Genomic DNA, 21,408 nt, shown 5'->3' on the forward strand with positions numbered 1-21,408 from the left:
GTTAAGGATCCTCATTCATGAAATCGGAAGACTCGGCTTCTTCCGTAATACGACGAAAATATTGTGCTACCCGTTCGCGATAGCGAAGTGGGACATTACTTAGCCCTGCCCCGGAAGTTCCCCCAGGCGTCATGAGATCGAGCATGGATGGCTGGTCCGGGTTGACTCCTTCGGCTCCGACCGCCAGGGCCTGACTGTCGCGCTCTTCGTCTGAGCCACCACCAGTTTCGGCGAACATACCTTCCATGCTGCCAAACAATCCCATCTTGTCACTACGTCCCGAACTGTATCCGCGGCCGTTTCCACCTAGCCCCATTTCCCCCAGTAGCTGGGATGCCGTCTTTCCCAGTCCTGGACCAAGGCCGGGGATTGCGACGAGCAACTGCTGCGTCATCTGATTCATAGCATCGTTCTCTTCGGCAAACTGCGACAACTTATCGGCGGCCTCACGGGCATGTTCGTGACCATCGGTGCCTGAGAATCGGGACAAGCCATCTTCCGCCGCCGACATCTCTTCCCCGGCGCCACTCGAACGCAGGGCCTCCACCAGTTTTTTACCTGCCTGCCGAATCTTTTCTGCGTCGTCGCCAGGGGGAAGCAGCAGCATGCCTTCTTCCAGTTTGTCGGCGACTTCCTGTAACTCGTTGCGGATGGCCTTCTGCTCTTCCTGCAAGTCGCGCATTCGCGCCTTCAGATCAGGATCGTCCTCACCATCTTTACCCCGTAATGCCTTCAACCGATCCGCCAGATCGTTCTGGGCTTTCACGAGTTGCTTCAGCCGATTTTGAGCGATCAGTAGCGGCATGATTTGTTCGAGTTGCTCGAGTGGCATCATCGCCGATTCGCCGTATAAGTCACTTTGTTGCTGGAGCCCCTCCATCATTTCGCCAAGTTGTTGACTCAACTGGCTGTAATCTCCCATGCCTTCCAGACGCATCAATTGCCGTTCCAGTTTCTCGGCCGCTTCTTCCAATTGCTTGGCCAATTGTTCGAGATGCTTCGAGAGCTGTTGGTCTGAATCGTATGGCAATTGCCGAGAGGCAGCCTTGGCGAGTGACTGGGCATTCTTTCGCATCTCGTCGGCAAGATTCTGAACGGCTTCCTTGTCCTTTTTCTTGACGAGCCCCTTCTTCTGCTCGTTTTCCTTTTGTAACTGCTTTGCTTTCTGCTGCAGTGCCGACAACATCCGTTGGGCCTGTCGATATTTCGACATCAGGACATTCAGTCCTTCACGAGCCCGCAGCATCTTTTCGTACTCTTCCTGCGAAATGATGTGGACAATCGCGACCGGTGTTTCCGCTCCCTGGGCCAGCCCAGGATGATTGTCTTCTACGCGAGCGAACAACTTGATCTGGTCGCCCGGCTGAAGTCCGTAGGAGGCCAATGGTAAGTAAATGGACTGCTGGACTCGGCGCGGTGCGGGTTCAGGCAACTCAACTTCTAAAGGCAATGGCCGGGACCCATTCAAACTGCGATAGATGGCAACTCTTGCCAACCCGTAGTCGTCTTCCCCATCGACTTCGACCGGAAGGTTAGCATTGGGGGTCGCCATCGAAACACGATTCGGTTTCATGAGCCGGACGAATGGCGTCTGATCGTTTACGATGGTAATCATTCCTGTGGCAGACTCTTGCGATTCCTGGGCATCGATGTCGATTACATGCAGCTCAAACTTGCCGGAGGACTGAAGCGTAAGTTCTCCAACAACCTTCTCGGGGCCTTCTTTGCTGGGGATCAGGTCGACTTGTCGGACCGTGGCTCCCTCGGTCACCATGATCGATCCGCCAGAGAGGGGACGCCGACTGCTCGCGGCAAAACGCACCTTCGTCCCTGGCAATCCCGCGAGGCCGGACTGCGGCAAAAGTCCCTGGTAACCACCAATTCCATTCGCATAGTCTGGCGGGATCACTTCTACGGTGACCTTTTCAATCGTCGGCACCGTCACAATGTGGATCTGATGCCTGGCACTACGAGCCTGAAACGCGCGTACGTAGTATTCTGTGGGTGCGTCCAACTGCATCAGCACGGCTCGCCAGCGATTGTCGCGATCGAAGAACATCGGAACGACTTCTTCCTTTTCATCGCGGACCAAAACCAACTGAACGTCTTCCAGCGGTTGATCGGTCGGTTCAACAAAGATATCGAGCGAGTCGCCATAACGAACGGAAACATCCCCAGGCACAACCGTTAGCTCCAGCCAACTGGCCGGGACCGTATCGCTCCACGGAAATGCGAATCGTTTCCACTGGGTCTGCATTGTTTCCGGGAAAGCGGCAGCCATCAGAAGCACGACCAGAGCCAGTCCGCCAAAACCACACCACGGCCGGAGCAGTGGTCGACTTGAAACAGCAACTGCGGGATCGACCCGTTCCGAATCCAGGCCTGCTCGAGCGATCGCAAGTTGTGCCAGGCCGGTCGAGTTGTCTGATGTCGCAGCAATACCGTTTGCCAGCAGATCCCACCCTGTAACGATGGTTCCACGAGCGTCAGCCGTATCGTCAATCAACCGGGCCACGTTCGGTTTGGCAAAGCCGTTCAGTCGGCGGAACGCCAGCACGAAGACGACGCCAAGACTTGCTCCAAACACCACGTAGGGTACCGCGGCCCGCGTTGCTGCAGGTAGTTCGAAGGCGAGATCGAGCCAGAACGCGATAAAACTACCGCCGAGTAGCGTTAGTAGTCCCCAACCGATCGCTACCAGCAGCCATACCTGTTGGTAGCGAAACAAAACCTGATCGAGCTTCGCGTTCAGCGACGCTGCACTACGGTCAGGTGATGGTTGGATTGGCGAGTTCATACACTTTTTCCGTTGATCTCGTTACACAAGGCTGGCCCAGCGGCGGACTACCCAGGTGGTGCCCCACAAACCGAGCGTACCAAGCAATACCCACCACCGGTCCCACGCGGACGTGCGAATCATTCGGTCTGGTCGGCTTTGTTGTCGATGTTCTTCGAACAGATGGTCGAGTTCCAACGCCATTTCGGTTGGATCGGTCTTCTCTAGAACGGACGCCCCGCTTTGCTCCGCCAGGTCTTGAAGCATCTTCGGCCGAGCCACAACATCGAGTCGCTCCCTTAGATTCGCGGTGACGTCAAACGAAGTTTCCGCAATGGCGTCTTTGTCTTCCGTGCGGAACACCTGGGCGCTGTAATTCCCTGGAGGTAACTTGCCGAAGTTAACACGGTAGACACCGTTGGCATCCTGGCTAACCGGGGCAAACGAACGCCCCGCATCGATACCGCCGCCAGTCAGGTGAACAACGGGAGGCTTGTCCCACTGCTCTTCGCGTAGTAATAGCGTCGCCGCCGCAGTTTGGTTGGAACTTACCGTAACGCTATCGGTTCGCAAGGCGACCTCTTCGTGCGGCAACAGTCCCACATGAGAAACCAGCCATCGCACCAGACTTCGCCAGAGCATGGCGTAGATCTCGTCGTGCGATTGATGTTCTGGGGGCAGAAACGCCCAACGCCACATGCCAGAACCTTCCAGCACAACGACCCTGCCACGTCCGGTTGGGCGAAATGTGATCAACGGAACTGCCTGGTCGCTACTGGCCCCCTCCGCCAAGATGGTTGTCAGTGGCTTGACCTGATCAGGCCTTGCCGAAAGAGCCAACGAGGGCAACAGTTCCAATTGACCGCTCACATCGGGTAACCACTGAGCAGCCTGGCCGGCGTCGGTCAAGCTCATTCGCGTATGCGTTTCGCCTGAGTTATCCCAATCGATCGGCATCAAACGCTCCCAGCTCTTGGGTCAATTGCGAAGCAGGCGACCCCCGGAAGCAGACGAGCGAACCTTCACTACTCGACACCCATGACTTGAGCTGTCGCAAAGTCTTGTCATTCAGATACGCTTCGGTATTGCGCCCGAGAATGATGATCTGAAACTGCGAGAGAAACTCGCCGTCAGCTAGGACGTCGGGTGCTTCGCGATGAATCTTCCACTCGTTCTGAGGAACCGAGGTCGCTTTGTCGACCGATTCGCTCTCTGAGGTAGATCCCTCTTCGGCGCGTTTCGCTGGCTCAAGTTGACGCTGCAGAAATCTGCCAGGCGCCATTTGAACGACACTCGTCAGCGCCACGGAAGGATCATTCGCAAGCGTTCGAATCAGAAATTTCGTATCCCAATATGGCTTCCCTTCTAGAAGCAAAACCGCAACTGGCTGGTCGATGACCCGCAGCAGGACGGTCGCAGAGTTGTTCAGCTCGGTTACCTCGCCGTCGATCGAAGCAGCCGAAAGCTGATACCGAAAGAGCCCACTTGCATCGGGCTCGACGTAGAAGGTTTCTTCAGCCGGTGTGTGTGGCAGCAAATTAACGACCCGCTCTTCGATCGTTTCGCTATCTGCCTTTAACGTGACTGATACTTTTTGTGTCTCGGGGAAACTGTGTGCTAAACGGAGCGTGATAGGGACCCGTTGGTTCGAGAACGCCAGCTGCTGTGATTGCGGCAACGAAACCTGCAAATCGCGCACGCCTTGCTGGGTACCCAATGGTCGAACGAAAAGAGGCGTGCTGAGTGCGTTCGCCCGCTGGGCCGTCTTCTGTAACGCGATCGTGTTTGTCGAAGAGGTATCGATTCCGTCGCTCAGCACCAGCACCGCTTGCCCTGGCGGTCGATCTTCACCTAATACCTTTTCGATACTAGCTGCGAAGTTCGTTTCTCCACCGTCGGCTTCCAGTTGATCAATTGTGGATGGCTCGAAACTGTGGCTCGTTTCCGAGAATGCCCGAAAACGGAGCTCATACTTCTCGCCAAGCTGTTCCTGGATGGCCTTCGCGGCATGCCTGGCCACGTCAATTCGTGAATAGCCGAGCCCATTCCCATCGACCGTTCCCATGCTGGCGGACTGATCGACCAGTACCGTTAGCAACGGCTTACCAGGAGGAGGTGGTGTCCGTTGAATCCAGATGGGGTTCAGTAATAACAGCAATGGCAAGACGAGGCACACCGTCATTAGCCCGAGCACTTTCGTGCGGCGTGTTCCGGTGAGTCTGTCCTGACTTCGAATCGCGTAGACCACCAGCAGCGCAGCGGCAGCTATGGCCAGCGGCAGCCACAGGGCGAGCGGGATGTGAGGATCAAAGCGAATCACAAATTACCTACGAGAAGTTGAACAACGATTACGTTCGATAAGCCATCAAGGCGGCCAGTTCCCCAAACATGCATAACACCACTCCGACGACAAACCATTGCCAAAGATTCTGGTCTGGGTTTGCTATTCCTCCGGTCGCTTGAAATCGAACGGTGTAGCCTGCCGCAAGCCGATCTTTGACGACCTCAGCGGAAAGGGTTTCCAGGTCGGACTCCTCTGGCGGTAAGGCGACTGCCGCGGCAAACAGCGTGTTTCTATCTTCCTCGATTCGATAAACACCGGGCCGATCGGGGGAGGACCACTGCCAAACGACGGCACCACCTTCGTCTACCAGCTTGCCGGCGGTGTCGGTCCAATGTGCTGAATTCTCGCCGGAATCACTCGTGGCGATCGCCAAAGAATCTGCCGCCGCCGATGTTTCAATGCGCGCCACAATCGGCTCGCCGCAGAGGAATGTTCCCGAGTTGTCATCTGACTCCAAAAGCTCTTGAACCAACTCGTCCATCAATGGGACCAGAGCCCCGGTCTTCCACATGTTCGAAGCCGCCAAATCGGCGTTCAGGACGGCAAGTGTTCCACCAGAACTTGAACGGGCAACCACGATCGCCGGAGTTCCGTCGTTGAGGGTGGCGCGAATGCGATCATCACTTGTTGCCGCAGTCGCAGTTCCCGCTTCGATACTAAGCCCTCCACTGAATCGCAAAGGTTCGGCCAACGCAGTTAAACTATCGCCAAAACTTGCCAGCGGAGGCTTGGGATTCTCAAGTGAAACCAGGTGTAAGTCAGAACGTGATGTTCCGACCCGTGGGGGAGCAAAACGAATTGGCAATTCCACGGCGGCCATTTCTGCGAGTTGATCAAGATTCGCGGCATCTATTGATTCGCTGGTAACATATAGCACCGACTTACCACGCCGAATTTGCTGCGCTAGCATGCCGAGATGCTCAGGTGATAATCGCCCTGCCGCATTGACCGCGATCAAGTCGGCACCGGCGAACGATTGATTGTCGAGAAGTTCCGGTCGCACCATGCGAAACCGATCGGAAGCGGAATCTGTCGTCAGCTCAGGCACGAGCGCACATGCCAGAATCCGACTCGACTCGATCCCAGGTCGATTACCTTGCGAACTGACCATCACATACTGCGGCCGGCCCCGGAGTTGGGCAACGATCGGTCGCCAGTTATCCGCTGCGACGGCATCACTTGTTTCTAAGAGGCGAACTTGCCCCGATTGCCATCCCTGGCCGGATGTCGGAATCTCTTGGGTCAACAAGGTTACCTGTCGCGGTGCACAGCTGGCTTCCAGCCGGTGAACCGACTCGCCGATGTTCGCTTCTACCGTGACGTTCCGGCTGTTCCCGCTAAAGTTGCCTACCCGAACCTCCAACTGCATTCGATCCTGCTGGGCACCAACCGGTTGGCACGTTGCACTCACGATTGCCATATTATCGGGCGCCGTTTCCGGAGCAGTCGATTCGAGCTGGATCTCGGTGTTTGCCGGAAGTACGTCAAACTTTGCTGCCCCCCAACCGCTACGCTGAAAATCGGAGATGACGATCAATTCGCGGCGGCGGGTGTCGTTTTCGCCAGTCGAGGCCAATTGTCGTGCGGCGAGTTCAAGGGCTGCGTCGACATCCATTCGTTCGGGAAGGACCTCCGCGCGAGCAACTTCTTCCCGCAGCGACTCAAAATTAGTCGACACGTTGTCGAATACAGCGGCAGGACGGGCACCTGCCACAATCAAATTGGTTTTCAGCCCAGGTCGATACTGCAGATAACGACTCGCAAAGCTGCGTGCCCGTTGAATCCCAGGTGTCGTTCCATCGGATGCAGCCATGCTTTGACTGACATCGAGCACCACGATTCGGATCGCGTCTCCTTCATCCTGAGTAAGGTTTGTTGGACTGGTCCACTGGGGACCTGCGAACGCGGCGGCAAGTAGCAAGATGGCCAGGCAGCGTAATGCCAGGATGATCCAGTCACGCAGACGATCGACGGCACTTCGCTGCTGAATCGCCTCTCGCACGAAACGAAGCGTCGACAGAGGCATCTTCACGGGCCGAGGACGTGTCAGCCAATGAATCAACACCGGTGCCGTCGCGGCAGCGATGCCAAGGCCGAAAATCCAGGGTGCCGAAAACGTCATGTGAAAGTACCGAGCTGTCGAATCAATTGAAAACGGGAAGCGTCAGCCAGAGCGTTCTACCAGGAAGCTACCAAGGGCTTGCAGGTAAGGAACTGAAGTCGATAGTCGCCGGTAATCACACCCAGCGGCGAGTGCCATTTGCCGGACCATTGCCGTATGAGCCGAAAACTTTTCTGCGTACTGAGTGCGAATCTCGTCGGGCGAGCAGTTCAGCACGCCGTCGTTCTCCATACCAATAAATCGAAAGGCGGTTCCACGCGGCAACGATTCTTCCTCAGGATGAACCAAGTGCAACGCCAGCACTTCCAGGCCCCTATGCCGAAACAACCGGAGCGCTGCAAAGGTTTCGTCCAAGTCTTCCATCAGAAAGTCAGTAAAGTACAGCAGCACGCCACGACGGGTCGTTTGTTCAAACAAAAACCGCAATCCACCAGCCGCATTGGCGGTCGGGGTGGTTTTGATCTCTTCAATCTGTTGCATCACCCGGGTCACGTGGAGTGAAGTACTCCCCGGCGGCATGTGGTCAGCCAGTTTCTCGGTTAAAAGTGCTAACCCAACCTGATCCTGGCCCAGGCTGATGACGTATGCCAACGCGGTTGCCAGGTACTGGGCATATTCCAGCTTCGATCCACCACGTGTCCGACTGCCTGCGAACGCCATGCTCTCGCTGCCATCGATTGCCAGCGTGCAGACCAGGTTCGTTTCTTCCTGATGAAGTCGGACGAAGCTCTTTCCCGTCCGCGCGAGCAGTTTCCAATCGAGCCGCCGTAAATCTTCACCACCAGAGTACTCACGGAAATCAACGAACTCGCCAGCGCCGCCCTGCTGGCGGCTTTGATGCCGCCCGCTGTACGAGCCTTCAACTCGATGTGCGGTTGTGAACCGCATATGAGCGAGGCCGGCAAGCGCCTGCTGCTCGAAGAATCTCGATCCCCGTGCGACACTGGCCATTACGCGTCTTTCAGCATCGAGCGAATAACTTGTTCGGCCGTCACGCTGTCTCCAATCGCCCGGTGATTCAGGATCACGCGATGACGCAGGATCGGAAGCGCGACACTCTTCACGTCTTCTTCGGTCGGCGCGGTCCGCCCATCGAGTAGGGCTGTTGCTTTTGCGGCGAGAACCAGGTTTTGCGAGCCGCGCGGGCCAGCACCCCAGGCAACGTAATCCCGGACCATCGTGTGAGCTCGTTCATCTTCGGGACGGCTGCTACCGCATAAGCGGACTGCATACGACGCCACCGTGCGTGGTACCGGAACCGATAGCACCAAGTCACACAATTCGAGGAACTCTTCCTGACTCAGCGCGGCAGTTGGAAGCTCGACGCGGCCTGAAGTAGTTCGCAGAACGATCGCTTCTTCCTGCTCCGGCGAAGGATAACCGAAGCGAATCTCCATCATGAAGCGGTCCAACTGCGCTTCGGGCAGTGGATAGGTTCCTTCCTGTTCAATGGGGTTTTGCGTGGCGACTACCAGAAACGGCGCAGGCAGCGGATACGTTTGGCCGCCAACCGACACGTGATGCTCGGCCATCGCTTCGAGCAGCGCCGACTGGGTCTTCGGGGCGGCGCGGTTAATTTCGTCGGCCAGTACCAGGTTCGCGAAGATCGGACCACGACGAAACACCATCGATGGTCCTCCGTTTTCCTCGCCACGTCCCAGTAGTTCGTATCCCGTTACGTCCGCCGGCATCAAGTCGGGCGTGAACTGAATTCGGGAGAAGTTCCAACCAAAGGCCGAAGCCAGGGTCTTCACCATCAACGTCTTGGCCAGTCCCGGCACACCCACGAGAAGCGCATGGGAGCCAGTGAGGGCACAAACCAAAAGCTGGTCGATCGAGGCGTCCTGGCCTACGACCACCTGATGCAAACTTTCGCGAATCGATTGAACGCGCTGCGAGAACTCGCTGAGCTTCTCTTGTGCCATCGCAACGGCAGACGCCGTGGCTTCACTCATAGAATTGCCTCACTCAAACGGGCGAAGAGGAGTAGTTTGCCCGTGCTGGTAGCGGAATATTGGAAAGGATTTCGTCCGATGTCTTGCAAAGTCCTGGACTTCATCGCACGCGTCTGGCGACCCAGGACGAGCGAAAAGACAAGGAAAGCGATAGAGACCCTGACTGGTGGAATGGTATCACGCGAGAGAGGGTCTCGCAATTATTTCGTAGCCTAACGAGACATATTTCCTGAAGGCTCAGATTTCCGCCAAATTCGCTTGAAATTCGTGACATGAAAACAGAAACGCACGAATTGTTCCTTGAACGCCGTTCATCACTTCACTAACGAAAAAAGCCGCTGGCTCCCAACGAGGAAGCCGGCGGCTTGAAGGTTTGTCTCAGGTTTGCTCGTGGCGGTTTAGTCTTCGCTTGGGAGCTTGGCGTTGTGATAGACGGTCTGGACGTCTTCGCAGTCGTGCAGCATGTCCATGAACTTCTCGAACTGGGCAGCGTCATCGCCCGAGAGTTCCGTCGTCGATTGTGGCACGAAAGCGATTTCCTGCACTTCCAGTTCGATATCTGGGTTCATCTCTAGCAGGGCCTGCTTCGCTTTGAAGAAGTCGCTGGAAGCCGCGAAAACGGTCAGGTGGCCATCTTCAGATTCCACATCGTCGACGTTGACGTCTGCTTCCAACATCGCTTCCAGGACCTGATCCGAGTCGGTTCCCTTGAACGAGAAGATCGCCAGGTGGTCGAAGAAGTGCGAAACCGAACCGGAGGTTCCCAATTTCGCTCCCCCTTTGTTGAAGCAATTGCGAACGTCGGTGATGGTACGGTTCGCATTGTCGGTCAGACAGTCAACAATCACCGAAGTGCCGCCTGGTCCGAAGCCTTCGTAACGCGATTCCGAGTAATCTTCGCCACCCGTTCCCTTGGCTTTTTCAATGGCTTTATCGATCACGTGGGCCGGAACTTGTTCCCGCTTCGCTTTTTCGATCATGCTTTTGAGCGAGGGGTTCGATTCCGGGTCTGGCACGCCATTCTTCGCGGCAACGTACAGCATCTTGCCATACTTCGAGTACAGCTTGGACTTCTGCGAGGCGGTCTTGGCAATCGCGTGCTTCCGGTTTTCGAAACTTCGTCCCATGGGAGTCGTCTATCAGGGCTAAGAGGATTGATGGAGAAAGAGTCGTTCATTAAAGATAGACGAGTTCTAGATTTAGGGCAATTACGACTGCCCCCGAATCGTTCAGAATCGCATTCCAGTCGGGCTAGTTTCCTCAGATTTCTCTCCCATTTCTCGCAACTTACCAATCTGGCGACAGTTACGACGACGCTTTCCCTTTCCGAATCCGGCAGGCAAAGCACTTGTAGGCCTGCTGGCCGCTTAGGTTGTCGTATTGGCGATCATCCAGCAGATGATTCGCGACCTGATATCGTGGTACGCCGAACTGGTCACCGACCGCCTGGAAAGGGCCAAATGTGTTAGGCACGAAGATCGTGTCGGGCCGGATTCCTTCCCACAGCAGTGCCCTTCCCTCAACCGAACCGCGAGGACTCTCGACGATCACGGTATCTCCCTCGGTGATTCCCTGAATCTGGGCGACTTCTGGATGAATCTGAATCAGGCGTACCCCATTCCGTTGCTTGCCGGTCGGCGTCCATTGGGTCATCCCGGCAAAGTGGACCACACTCGGCCGACCGATGATTCCCATCAATGGAAACTCGCTATTTGGCTCAGTCGTTGACACACGTTCTGCGACTTCCGCCATCGCGTGCGGATGAATCGGATTGGCAATCAAACGTAGCTTCTTTTCGATGGTGGGAAGACCGCCTGTCACGTCGGGATGCGTATAGAAATATGGCAACGCCGCATGTCCGCTCGGGGCAAGCCGTTTTTCGATCGCCTCGGTATAAATCTCGATCTTGCCGGATGGCGTCAAAAAACGCCTGCCTGGATGACCAAGCGAACTGGCTGCCTCGTACCACGAGGGATGATCGAGATAAAGCGTGCTGACGCCAGCATGATCCTCGCTCGGGCAAGGCCACTGCAGCGGAGTTGATCGATTACGAAGACGTTCGACGGTCATTCCCTGCATACCTGGGGTGTGACGAACGAATGTTGTCCAAAGGTTTCCGTAGTCCTTCCAATCCACCGGAAAAGCATCGGTCCAATACGTTGCTGGCTGCTGCGAATCATTTCGTGCCAAGGCGTGCGCCAGATCGATCCAGATCTCCCAATCAGGTTTGCAACCGCCTCGCCGCGGAGCGGCCGCTTCCTGCCATCGGATCGCCCGATCGTCGCGCCGCATGTAAACCCCGGCGACCTCGAGCCCGCTGGGAACTGGCAAAATGATGTCGGCATACCAGGCACTCTCTTCCATGAAGAGTCCTGTGTAGACGAAGAACTCAAGCTCTTGAAAAGCTTCGGCCACCTTGGTCGAGTTCGCGCTGGACAGTAATGGATTACCCATCGCAATCAATGCCTTCATGCGGTAGGGCCGCGCGTTCAAGATCGACTCTGCAAACCAATCTGGCCCAACCGGCATCGCCATCTCGGTGATCTTTGGGGTGGCGCTCTCCAGTTTTGGCAAGTTCAAACCGCCAGGCCAGGTGTTGTGCATGAAGTTGCAGCCGCCGCCCGGCACGCCAATGTTGCCGGTGATGGCTGCCAGGAACGTGATCACGCGATAGGTATCGAACGCACTCATCTGGTGCGAGATGCCTGCGTTACAGAAGATGGCCGCTGGCTTAGACGTCGCGTAGATCTCCGCTAGTCGCTCGATCGCTTCCTCTGGAACATCGCAAACCTCCGCCGCCCACGCCGCGTTATAGCCTTGCTGCTTCACGTGCTGGGCAAGCTCGTCGAAACCAACGACCCACTGCTCGACGTGCCGCCGATCGTATAGCTGCTTTTCCAGGATCGTTCCGATCATTCCCCAGGCCAGAGCCATGTCGGTGTGCGGTTTCGGCTTCAGGTGCACGTCGGCAAAACTGGTGGTCGGCGTCGATCGTGGATCGATCACCACCAATGTTGCCTCGCTCTTCTCGCGCTCTCGCAGCAAATGAGCGAAGGTGACCGGGTGCGTTTCGGCTTGATTCGTTCCGAAGAAGAGGAACATCTTCGCACTGCCCAAGTCTTCCTGGCCCGTTGTGGGATCGATTCCATATCCATTGGTAAAGTTGCCCAGCCCTAGTGTCATCGCAAGTGCATTGCCGCCAGCATCGTTGCATACTGGGCCCACGTCGGTATCGTTCGGGCTACCAAGCATGGTAAACATGCGATGAATCAACGAGCCGATACCGCGCGGCAGACGTCCCGAAGTTCGACTGACGATCGTATGGGCTTCGCCAGCATCCCGCAGATTCAAAAGCCTATTCGCGATCGTATCGAGAGCTTCGTCCCACGACACTGGCTCGAACTTAGACTCGGGATCTCCTTTCTCGCCGGAGATTCGACGAAGCGGCTTCGTTATGCGGCGCTCATTGTAAAGCAGCTCCGCCATCATCGGGCCCTTCACACAAAGCTGGCCGGACTGGACCGGGTCGGAATCGATTCCCCGAATGTCGATGACCTGACCGGCCCGCAAATGAACGTCCATTCCGCACAGCGAATTGCAGAACTGGCAAGCGGATCGTACGACTTCATCTGACTGAAGTGCCGCCGATTGTTGTGTGAAGTCGAAGGAAGTCTCTGGCAATGCTCGTGAGGCGGAAGAGGACTCCCCTTGGCCACAGCCCAGCGCGCCAAGCGCCGCTAGCGAACTTCCGGTGAACGTGCGTCGAAGCCATTCTCGTCGGGTCGGATTGTCGCGGGGCTGCGTCATGGCGAAGTATGTCCGAATTTCGTTACATTCTAATACTCTAACGTTTGTTTGACTGTATTAAGGAAGCACGCGTCATGCAAGTGGACATAAGGATGCCCTAGCGGTGTCCTCAGTCCGAGTGATAGCACCTCCGTGTCTGGTCATCGACTGATCGTTTTTCGCAATTGGTATATCTTCTCGCTACAGGTCCGGTAAATCATCTCAGCCGCGATAATCGCGCGGGCATGCCCCGAGTATTCGGTCGATCTAAGTAGTGGACCGTGCCAACCTGGAACTCTCGTAGCGAACCAAGGCGATTTCGCCTCTGGGGCGTGCATGCATGGTGAGACCGACGAATGCTGGCACTTGGCTCTAAACCTGTTCTATCGACGACACTTCTCCTTCTGGTCGCCGGCTGCACCACGCCTGACCGCAGTCGAGAAGTTGTCCCGGCCTATCTCGAGCCGGAAGTCGTTGAACTGCCAACGACCGATGCTCCCGCAGCGTCCCCTTCTCCGCTTGTTCAGACTGCATCGGAACCGATGCACACCGATGTCGCTTTAGTCGCACATCAGTTGCCAGCCGATAGTCTCGAAGAGCTGGAACAACTAGCTGCCGTCCAGAATCCACGACTCACGCGCCTTTATCACGAATATCAGGCGTCGCTGGCCAAGTCTCGGTATGTCGACAAGCTGCCTGATCCTCGGTTTGGGGCCAACGTATTTGGTAACCCAATCCAGACTGCCTCCGGCTCACAGCGAGCCAACATGACCTTCAGTCAGGCAGTGCCTTGGCTTTCTCGACTGCGTGCGGACGAGCAACGGGCGATCTTCGAGGCGTACGCGATCCATGCCGAAATGGAAGCCGAGCGGCTGCGAGTTCAGGCAGCCGTCCGCACCAACTGGTACCGGCTGTATCTTCTCGACAAGCAGATCGAGATCGCCCAGGCCAATCAGCGTCTGCTCAATTCGTTGATCGACGTAGCCAACGCGCGTATCTCTACCGGGGCAGCCTCGCAAGGAGACGTGCTGCTAGGCACACTCGAGCTGTCGCAGTTGGAGGAACGTCTGCTGGGGTATCGACGCCAACGCAAAGGGGTCGAATCAGAGTTGAACCGGTTAGTCGCACGAGATTCGGATGCTTCGATCCAGTCTGCAACGCTCTTGCCACCGGGGATGCCAGAGCTCGACCCTCAGCAACTAACGGCTCTCGCCGTCGAGTATCAGCCAGAACTCGAAGCGGCTCGCATGCGAACTCATGCCACGCGCTGGGGCGTTGAAGTATCGCGTCTGATGCGTCGTCCCGAGTTCGTTTTCTCAGCCAGCTATTACCCCACCGATAACAATCGCCCACCGAGCACCGTGGTCGATGTCGGTCAAGATCCGTGGGCCCTCGGAGCGCAGGTCAGCATTCCGATCTGGCACAACAAATACGATGCGATCGAAGACGAAGCGAAGTGGAAGCATCAGGCCGCCCACAACACGGTCGAAGAGCTCACCGATCGCTACGAGTCGATTGTCCTTGACCTGGTGGCCGAAGTCCGTCGGGCCCATGAAACGGCCATGCTCTACAATTCGACGATCCTCCCACAGGCACGACAGACGCTCGCAGCCGATCAAGACTCCTACACGAATGGATCCGTCGAGTTCGACCGCGTCATTCGCGATTACCGTAACCTGCTAACTCTCGAGGTGGGATATCACCAGGCAATTGGCGACATGGCAACCGCCATCGCGAAATTGCGGCAGGCCGCGGGTGCTGACTTTCCGCTTACCCCCGCTGTCCCCCTGCCGTAACGGCGTGTTCTTCAGCTAAGTTCAAGTCCGACGTTGACGCTCGGCGACGGGAAACCTAGACTTTCGTGTATCGCTTACCCGAAGTCCCAAGGACATTTATGTGATCTCTTTGCTTCGTAAATCGATTGTCTTTACGGCAACGTTCATGTTCTTGTGGCAATCGGTATGCCTGGCCGCGGTCACTAACTGTGCTTGTTCCAGCGATGCTTCGACCAGCGCCGTCTGCTGCTGCTCGGGCATGACGATAGATGCCGCGGGTGCCTGTCCGCATTGCCAAATGAATGCCGACATGCCGGATACCGATTGCCACCCTGGCAACTCGGTGGAAGGCGATTCGGTCTGTCATTGCCACCTGACAGTTCCCGCCTCGGGAACACCTGTGACGGCTCTGGAAACAAGTATTTCGAACGGCATGATGGGAACGCTCTTATTTATCGCACCCGCTTCGTTTGAAGTCGTTTGCCATCGCCAAACGATTCAGCCGGAGCTTGCCGATGTGCCCATTCCGGATGACAGCTTCCGGCAAGTCTTTCTCTGCGTGTGGCTGACCTAAAGGCTGCGTAAATCGATTCTTCGTTGCGAGGTTCCTACGAACTTTCGTTGCGACTTTCTACTGCGATTTAAGCATTAAGTCTTTCTCCTTTGGTTCCAAAAAGTTTTCACCATGCGCAATTGGTTTTATGCAACGGTATTGGCTGCGCTCGCCGCAGGCTGCACGATTTCTTCCACCGACGCGGCTCCCGAAGCAACCGCTCAAGCCACTCTCAACGATCACTGTCCGATCATGGGTGGCGACGTGACGAGTAAAGGTGGCACCGCCGAGTGGAATGGCAAGACAGTCGGGTTCTGCTGTCCAGGCTGTGCCCCTAAATGGGAAGCACTCTCCGACGAGCAGAAGGCCGAGAAACTTGCGGCTGCCGACTCTGCGGAAGGTGACCACGATCACTCGTAGTCTTGCCACTTGAAGCATGTGAGCGGCTGGCCGGAACCCAATTCTGGCGCGGTCCAAACGCTAGTTAAGCGTATCGGTCCAGCCGCTCCTTTTGCCATCTCCTGTTGCGAAGGAAACGTTGCGATGTCGACGTCCTCACCAAATACTGATTCAACTTCGGGTCCCAACCCTCTTCCAAAATCGGGCCGTTGGTGGTTGTCGCGATTGGCCCCAGTGGGTCTATTTTTCGGTGCCGGCGTATTACTGATTATCCTGCTGGGATTGGCTCAGCGCGTCGGATGGATCAGTAGTGGCAGCGGCGGCCCGGTCGACACCGAGAGCGAATCGCAGCAGATCTTCACCTGCCCGATGCATCCCCAGATTCGCCAGCCAGGACCGGGACGTTGTCCGATCTGTGGCATGCCCCTGGTTCCCGCGTCTGCCGGGGGAGCCGACCTGGATCAGTTCGCGGTCACGATCGAGCCCGCCCAACGGCGGCTCGCACAAATCGCAACCGCTCCTGTTACGTCAGAAGCAGTGACGACCGCGGTTGAAACCATCGGTTCGATCGAAATCGATGAAAGCCGACAGGCAACCATCGCCGCGTATATCAACGGTCGCGTCGAACGGCTCTTCGCGGACTACACCGGTGTCTCCGTGGCGAAGGGAGATCACCTGGCCGTCGTCTACAGCCCGCAGCTCTATGCCGCCCAAGCCGAATACCTAGAAGCCCAGAACACGCTGCAGTCCAACAGCGGAACGACGCTGGCTGCCGTTCGCCGGGCTCAGGAAGGCCTGATGAATAATTCCAGGCAGAAGCTGGTCGAACTTGGCATGACCGAACAACAGTTGGCCGAACTGGAAAGCTCTGGCAAACCTCAGTCCCGTTTGACCATTTACGCCCCGATCGGTGGCACGGTGATCGAGAAGCTGGCAGAAGAAGGGATGTATATCTCGGCCGGGGAACCGATTTACCGTATCGCCAATCTTTCCACCGTCTGGCTGATGCTGGAACTCTATCCCGAAGATGCCTCGCATATCCGATTCGGCCAGGTCGTCAAAGCGGAACTTACTTCACTTCCGGGTGAAACCTTGACCGGCCGTGTTGCGTTCATCGATCCGAAGGTGAATACCAGGAACCGGACCGTGGGGGTTCGAGTTGAGTTCAAGAATGACGATGGTCGTTTACGACCAGGTGATTACGCGGAAGCCAAGATCGAGATTCCCATCGGACCTCAGGGCCAGATCTATGACGATCAGCTCGCAGGAAAGTGGATCAGCCCCATGCATCCGCAGGTGATCCGCGACCAGCCTGGGGCCTGCCCGATTTGTGGGATGGACCTCGTTCCTACCTCGCAGTATGGCTACGCCGATCAACCGGTTGGGACGACGCCTTCGACCGTGATTCCGAGGTCGGCACTTCTGATGGCGGGTAAGACAAGTGTCGCATATGTCGAGACCGAGCCAGGTAGGTTTGAGATTCGCAACCTGACACTGGGGCCTATTCTGAAAGATAAAGCAGTCGTGCTCGAAGGAGTGAAGCCTGGGGAGATGGTTGCCACTTCCGGCAACTTCCTGATCGACTCTCAAATGCAACTCGCTGGCAAACCGAGCCTGATCGATCCCCACCGGCTTATGAAGAAGTCCATCCGCAATACGCCAATGGAAGTCGAAACCGACCAACTGGCAAAGGTGGCAGGGCCCGTCGGGCAAGATCTCGAAGCCATGTACCAGGCCTACTTCGCCATTCAATCGCAACTCGCATCTGACAAGAAGCCAGCGGAAAACGTGAGTCAACAGCTCTATCAGTTGTCGCATAAGCTATCAATCTCTCCAGACCTGGGTGATCCTGCCCATGCGGCACTTCAAGTAATCGCCGAAAACTCACAGCATCTGCACCATGTCTCGCTCGACGAGGCTCGCAAGAAGTTCAAACCGATTAGCCATGCCGTACTGAACCTGGCCTCTCACGTGCGTGGCGACGGCGCAACGCAATCGTTTCACCAGTTCTTCTGCCCGATGGTGCAGGATGGCGAAGGAGACTGGCTGCAAGCAACTGATCAGTTGCTCAATCCGTATTACGGTAGCGAGATGCTCCGTTGTGGCGAGCATGTGCGGACGTTGACAACGGAGGCCCCAGCACCGATGCATCAACACTCCGAACCAATGCTAATGCCAGAGGGAGGCCAATAGCCATGCGATCGCTCATTGCCTTCTGCCTGCGAGAGCCGCTGATCATGTTGGTTCTGACCATCGTTGCCGTTGGCTACGGATGGTATGCCACCAAGAACGTACCGATCGATGCGATTCCAAACATCGGCGAGAACCAGGTTATTATCTTCACGGCCTGGCCTGGCCGTTCGCCGAAAGATATCGAAGATCAAATCACATACCCATTGTCGGTCGCCATGTTGGCGGTGCCGGACGCGGAATCAGTTCGCGGCAAAAGCCTCTTCGGGTACAGCTTCGTCCAGGTTACCTTTCACGACAGCACCGATTTCTATTGGGCCCGGTCGCGCGTGCTCGAACAATTGGGCATCGCGGCGGCGGTGCTGCCAGATGGAGTCGTCCCGACACTTGGCCCCGATGCCACCGGGCTCGGCCAGGTGCTCTATTACACCCTCGAACCTCCTCCAGGGATGAATCTGGCCGATCTTCGGTCGGTCCAGGACTTTATCGTCAAGTACGAGCTTCAAGCCGTGCCAGGCGTGAGCGAAGTCGCCAGCGTCGGAGGTTATGTTCGCCAGTACCAGATCGAGATCGATCCCGATCGCTTGCGTTTTCATAATGTCCCCTTGGACCAACTGGTCGACGCCGTAAAGAAGTCGAACATCGACGTCGGCGCTAAAACGGTCGAATCAGGCGGAATGGAATTCATCATCCGCGGCAAAGGGTTCATCGGGGCCAACCAAGACACCGACCAGGCGATCGCCGACATCGAAAAGACCGTGGTGCGTACACGTGACGGAATTCCACTGCGGATTCGAGACCTGGGCCACGTTCAGCTGGGCCCGGAGTTTCGTCGTGGTGCGATCGATTTGAATGGCACCGAAGCCGTTGGTGGCGTCGTCGTGATGCGATTCGGCGAGAACCCACGGGCAGTGATTGATCGCGTTAAAGACAAGATCGCCCAGATCGAGCCGAGCCTCCATGGGGTGAAGGTAAACATTGTTTACGATCGTACTGGTCTGATCGACGAAACCATTGCTACTTTGACCACCGCGCTCACGCAAGAGATCATGATCACCGCCGTCGTGATTTTGCTCTTTTTATTGCATGTGCGGGCCAGCGTCGTGGTGGCCATCACCCTGCCGATCGCCGTACTTCTGGCATTCGTGGCGATGCACGTGTTTCGGATTGATGCCAACATTATGTCGCTGGCCGGGATTGCGATCGCGATTGGAACAATGGTCGATATGGGGATCATCGTTTCCGAAACCATCTACGATCAGCTTGCCGACTGGGAGCGCGACGGACGCCCCGGAGGCAACCCTCGGCGACTTGAAGTCATTCAGTCGGCTGCCAGTGAAGTTGCCCCGGCCGTGGTGACCGCGGTGATGACCACGGTCGTGAGTTTTCTGCCGGTGTTCATGCTCACCGGTCGCGACTACAAGTTATTCGCTCCGTTGGCCTGGACAAAGACATTCTCGCTACTGGCCGCTTTGATCGTGGCGGTCACGCTCGTTCCGCTTTTGAGCCGCTTTCTGCTGAGCACGACGCAGGTGAAACGATCGACAACATTATGGGTTTCACTGGTCTTCGGCTTGGTTGGCCTGGTGCTCGGAGGTTTGATCGGCAACTCCACTTACCCGGGTTCTTCGGTCGGCCTCATCGGTGCTTCGCTACTGGGAGCGGTAACATTTGCCTTGCTGGCCTGGTGGATGCTCGGCGAGCGACTTCGCCCCGTCGACGAGAACCCAGTCAGCCGAATGATCCTTTGGGTCTACGAACCACTTCTGCGCTTGTTTCTCGCCCGCAAGGGAGCCTTCCTGACACTCCCCACGGTTGTGGTGCTGATTGGCCTGGGTGCTTGGATCGGACTTCCCACCGTGTTGTCGCCGGCTGAGAAGGTGGCCAGTTATCTGGGTGCCGACATGAACGAAGTCCCTGGCTACGTCGATCTCAAGCATACCTTCACGGGATTGAAGGAATCGGATTGGATTGCCTTGGACGAGGGAAGCTGGTTCTACATGCCAACGCTTTACCCGGCCGCAAGCTTCTCGCAGGCGATGGAAGTTCTACAGACCCAGGACGCGATGATCAAAGAGATCCCGGAGGTGAAGGACGTGCTGGGAAAGATTGGCCGCGTCGAGTCGGCGCTCGATCCAGCTCCTGCGGCGATGATCGAAACGTACGTGATGCTAAAGCCCAAAGATCAATGGCGCGAAGGGATCACGACGCAAGATATCTGGGAGCAGATCAACGCCGTCGCGACGCTGCCCGGCGTGACGCCTGCCTCGCCTCTTCAGCCGATCGAAGGCCGTGTGGTGATGTTGCAAAGCGGAATCAAAGCGTCGATGGCGATTCGTATCTATGGCGACAGCCTGTCTGGCCTGGCCGAGGCATCGATGCAAGTGGCCGAGCATCTGAAGACCTTGCCTCAGGTGCAAGCCGCCACGGTCAATCCTGATATCGTCCTGGGTAAGCCTTACGTCGAGTTCGATGTGAATCGCGACGAAGCGGCACGCTATGGGATGTCGACCGCGATGGTGAATCAGGTAATTGAAACCGCTTTGGGTGGCGCCAATGTTACCAAGACCGTCGAAGGGCGAGAGCGCTATCCGGTTAGGGTTCGTTACGAGCGGCAGCTTCGTGAGCAGCTTTACGAACTGGACAAACTGCCGGTGGTGACCCACTCCGGTGATATGATTCCGCTCTCGAGTCTTGCCACGATGAACACGACCTGGGGGCCGGGGGTAATCAACAGCGAAGATGCCCGGCTTGTCGCGCACGTTTCATTTCAACCTTCCGGCAGCCTGGGGGCTTTGGAACCTGCCGAGTCGGTTCGCGAAAGCCTGCTTGCCGCGCAGCGAGATGGTACGCTACCGCTGCCACAAGGCTATTCGTTAGATCCCGTCGGCTCGTTTCAAAATCAGATTGAAGCGAACAAGCGTCTGCTCTGGGTGATCCCACTGGTGATCTTCATCAACTTGTTCATCATCTATTTGCAATTCCGACATTTGCCGATCACGTTGGCGGTGTTTTCTGGTATCCCGGTCGCGTTCGCCGGAGGGATGATCTGCCTGGCAATCAACGAAGTGCAATTAAATACTGCCGTCTGGGTTGGCTTTATTGCGCTTTTCGGGATTGCCGTCGATGATGGCGTGGTGATGGCGACCTACCTCGACCAGGTCTTTTCCCGCAAACGATTGAAGACGATTCAAGATATTCGCGATGCCACCGTCGAAGCTGGCATGAAGCGAATTCGTCCTTGCTTAATGACCACCTTCACCACAATTATTGCCCTCGTGCCGGTGATTCTTTCGACCGGACGTGGCAGCGACGTGGCCAAGGCCATGGCCTGGCCGGTGGTGGGTGGTATGACGGTCGAACTGCTGACGCTGTTTGTCGTTCCGGTGGTCTTCGCTGCGTTCAAAGAGTTCAAGATGAACCTTGGCCTGTACGATCGACATTGGGTGGGAACCGAGGAAGCGTAGCTTCCGACGCTGCACGGTTCGAAATAAATAAGCCGGCGATC

14 protein-coding genes are annotated in these 21,408 nt (G+C 56.5%); 5 read left to right on the forward strand and 9 right to left on the reverse strand.

Annotation, left to right across the window (positions count from 1 at the left end; all coding sequences use genetic code 11):
- Position 1: 1 nt before the first annotated feature.
- From ABD890_RS17520 to ABD890_RS17555, 8 genes are all read right to left on the reverse strand, one after another.
- Positions 2-2,797, reverse strand: a complete 2,796-nt coding sequence (locus tag ABD890_RS17520) for a hypothetical protein (protein WP_345092633.1) — start codon at positions 2,795-2,797, stop codon at positions 2-4.
- Between the two features lie 21 nt (positions 2,798-2,818).
- Positions 2,819-3,733 carry a hypothetical protein gene (locus ABD890_RS17525; RefSeq protein WP_345092636.1) on the reverse strand — a complete coding sequence of 305 codons (915 nt, stop codon included), beginning with the start codon at positions 3,731-3,733 and terminating at the stop codon, positions 2,819-2,821.
- Positions 3,714-5,096 (reverse strand): vWA domain-containing protein, encoded by a 1,383-nt coding sequence (locus tag ABD890_RS17530; RefSeq protein WP_345092639.1) that lies wholly within the window; start codon positions 5,094-5,096, stop codon positions 3,714-3,716. The genes ABD890_RS17525 and ABD890_RS17530 overlap by 20 nt, the downstream gene beginning before the upstream one ends.
- A 28-nt stretch (positions 5,097-5,124) precedes the next feature.
- Positions 5,125-7,242, reverse strand: a complete 2,118-nt coding sequence (locus ABD890_RS17535) for a vWA domain-containing protein (RefSeq protein WP_345092642.1) — start codon at positions 7,240-7,242, stop codon at positions 5,125-5,127.
- Positions 7,243-7,284: 42 nt separating this feature from the next.
- A complete protein-coding gene (locus tag ABD890_RS17540) occupies positions 7,285-8,193 on the reverse strand; it encodes a DUF58 domain-containing protein (protein WP_345092645.1) in 909 nt (302 codons plus the stop codon).
- Positions 8,193-9,197 carry an AAA family ATPase gene (locus ABD890_RS17545; RefSeq protein ID WP_345092648.1) on the reverse strand — a complete coding sequence of 335 codons (1,005 nt, stop codon included), beginning with the start codon at positions 9,195-9,197 and terminating at the stop codon, positions 8,193-8,195. The genes ABD890_RS17540 and ABD890_RS17545 overlap by 1 nt, the downstream gene beginning before the upstream one ends.
- 398 nt (positions 9,198-9,595) lie before the next feature.
- Positions 9,596-10,324 (reverse strand): YebC/PmpR family DNA-binding transcriptional regulator, encoded by a 729-nt coding sequence (locus ABD890_RS17550; protein ID WP_345092651.1) that lies wholly within the window; start codon positions 10,322-10,324, stop codon positions 9,596-9,598.
- A gap of 178 nt (positions 10,325-10,502) precedes the next feature.
- Positions 10,503-13,004 (reverse strand): molybdopterin-containing oxidoreductase family protein, encoded by a 2,502-nt coding sequence (locus ABD890_RS17555; RefSeq protein WP_345092654.1) that lies wholly within the window; start codon positions 13,002-13,004, stop codon positions 10,503-10,505.
- 335 nt (positions 13,005-13,339) lie between these two features.
- Between ABD890_RS17555 and ABD890_RS17560 the strand changes: the two genes are divergently transcribed.
- Complete coding sequence (locus ABD890_RS17560) at positions 13,340-14,779, forward strand: TolC family protein (protein ID WP_345092657.1); 1,440 nt, start codon at positions 13,340-13,342, stop codon at positions 14,777-14,779.
- 96 nt (positions 14,780-14,875) lie between these two features.
- Here the strand turns inward: ABD890_RS17560 and ABD890_RS17565 are convergent, their stop codons facing one another.
- Positions 14,876-15,070, reverse strand: coding sequence for a hypothetical protein (locus ABD890_RS17565; protein ID WP_345092660.1), 195 nt, complete (start codon positions 15,068-15,070; stop codon positions 14,876-14,878).
- On the opposite strand from ABD890_RS17565, the gene ABD890_RS17570 reads away from it, so the two are divergent.
- The 4 genes from ABD890_RS17570 (at position 15,069) to ABD890_RS17585 (ending at position 21,367) form a co-directional block, all read left to right on the forward strand.
- A complete protein-coding gene (locus ABD890_RS17570) occupies positions 15,069-15,332 on the forward strand; it encodes a hypothetical protein (RefSeq protein WP_345092663.1) in 264 nt (87 codons plus the stop codon). The two genes, ABD890_RS17565 and ABD890_RS17570, sit on opposite strands and share 2 nt — an antisense overlap.
- A 111-nt stretch (positions 15,333-15,443) precedes the next feature.
- Positions 15,444-15,731 carry a hypothetical protein gene (locus ABD890_RS17575; protein ID WP_345092665.1) on the forward strand — a complete coding sequence of 96 codons (288 nt, stop codon included), beginning with the start codon at positions 15,444-15,446 and terminating at the stop codon, positions 15,729-15,731.
- Positions 15,732-15,944: 213 nt separating this feature from the next.
- On the forward strand, positions 15,945-17,903 hold the full coding sequence (locus ABD890_RS17580; protein WP_345092668.1) for an efflux RND transporter periplasmic adaptor subunit: 1,959 nt from the start codon (positions 15,945-15,947) through the stop codon (positions 17,901-17,903).
- Between the two features lie 2 nt (positions 17,904-17,905).
- Positions 17,906-21,367, forward strand: coding sequence for an efflux RND transporter permease subunit (locus ABD890_RS17585; protein ID WP_345092672.1), 3,462 nt, complete (start codon positions 17,906-17,908; stop codon positions 21,365-21,367).
- The last annotated feature ends 41 nt before the right edge of the window (positions 21,368-21,408 follow it).

The organism is Bremerella cremea, from assembly GCF_039541315.1.
Lineage (GTDB): Bacteria > Planctomycetota > Planctomycetia > Pirellulales > Pirellulaceae > Bremerella > Bremerella cremea.

Coding starts and splice junctions, on each gene's coding strand:
- ABD890_RS17520 (WP_345092633.1), bottom strand. CDS start 2,797: ATGAACTCGCCAATCCAACCATCACCTGACCGTAGTGCAGCGTCGCTG.
- ABD890_RS17525 (WP_345092636.1), bottom strand. CDS start 3,733: ATGCCGATCGATTGGGATAACTCAGGCGAAACGCATACGCGAATGAGC.
- ABD890_RS17570 (WP_345092663.1), top strand. CDS start 15,069: ATGCCGGATACCGATTGCCACCCTGGCAACTCGGTGGAAGGCGATTCG.
- ABD890_RS17560 (WP_345092657.1), top strand. CDS start 13,340: ATGCTGGCACTTGGCTCTAAACCTGTTCTATCGACGACACTTCTCCTT.
- ABD890_RS17535 (WP_345092642.1), bottom strand. CDS start 7,242: ATGACGTTTTCGGCACCCTGGATTTTCGGCCTTGGCATCGCTGCCGCG.
- ABD890_RS17565 (WP_345092660.1), bottom strand. CDS start 15,070: ATGTCGGCATTCATTTGGCAATGCGGACAGGCACCCGCGGCATCTATC.
- ABD890_RS17575 (WP_345092665.1), top strand. CDS start 15,444: ATGCGCAATTGGTTTTATGCAACGGTATTGGCTGCGCTCGCCGCAGGC.
- ABD890_RS17585 (WP_345092672.1), top strand. CDS start 17,906: ATGCGATCGCTCATTGCCTTCTGCCTGCGAGAGCCGCTGATCATGTTG.
- ABD890_RS17555 (WP_345092654.1), bottom strand. CDS start 13,004: ATGACGCAGCCCCGCGACAATCCGACCCGACGAGAATGGCTTCGACGC.
- ABD890_RS17540 (WP_345092645.1), bottom strand. CDS start 8,193: ATGGCCAGTGTCGCACGGGGATCGAGATTCTTCGAGCAGCAGGCGCTT.
- ABD890_RS17550 (WP_345092651.1), bottom strand. CDS start 10,324: ATGGGACGAAGTTTCGAAAACCGGAAGCACGCGATTGCCAAGACCGCC.
- ABD890_RS17545 (WP_345092648.1), bottom strand. CDS start 9,197: ATGAGTGAAGCCACGGCGTCTGCCGTTGCGATGGCACAAGAGAAGCTC.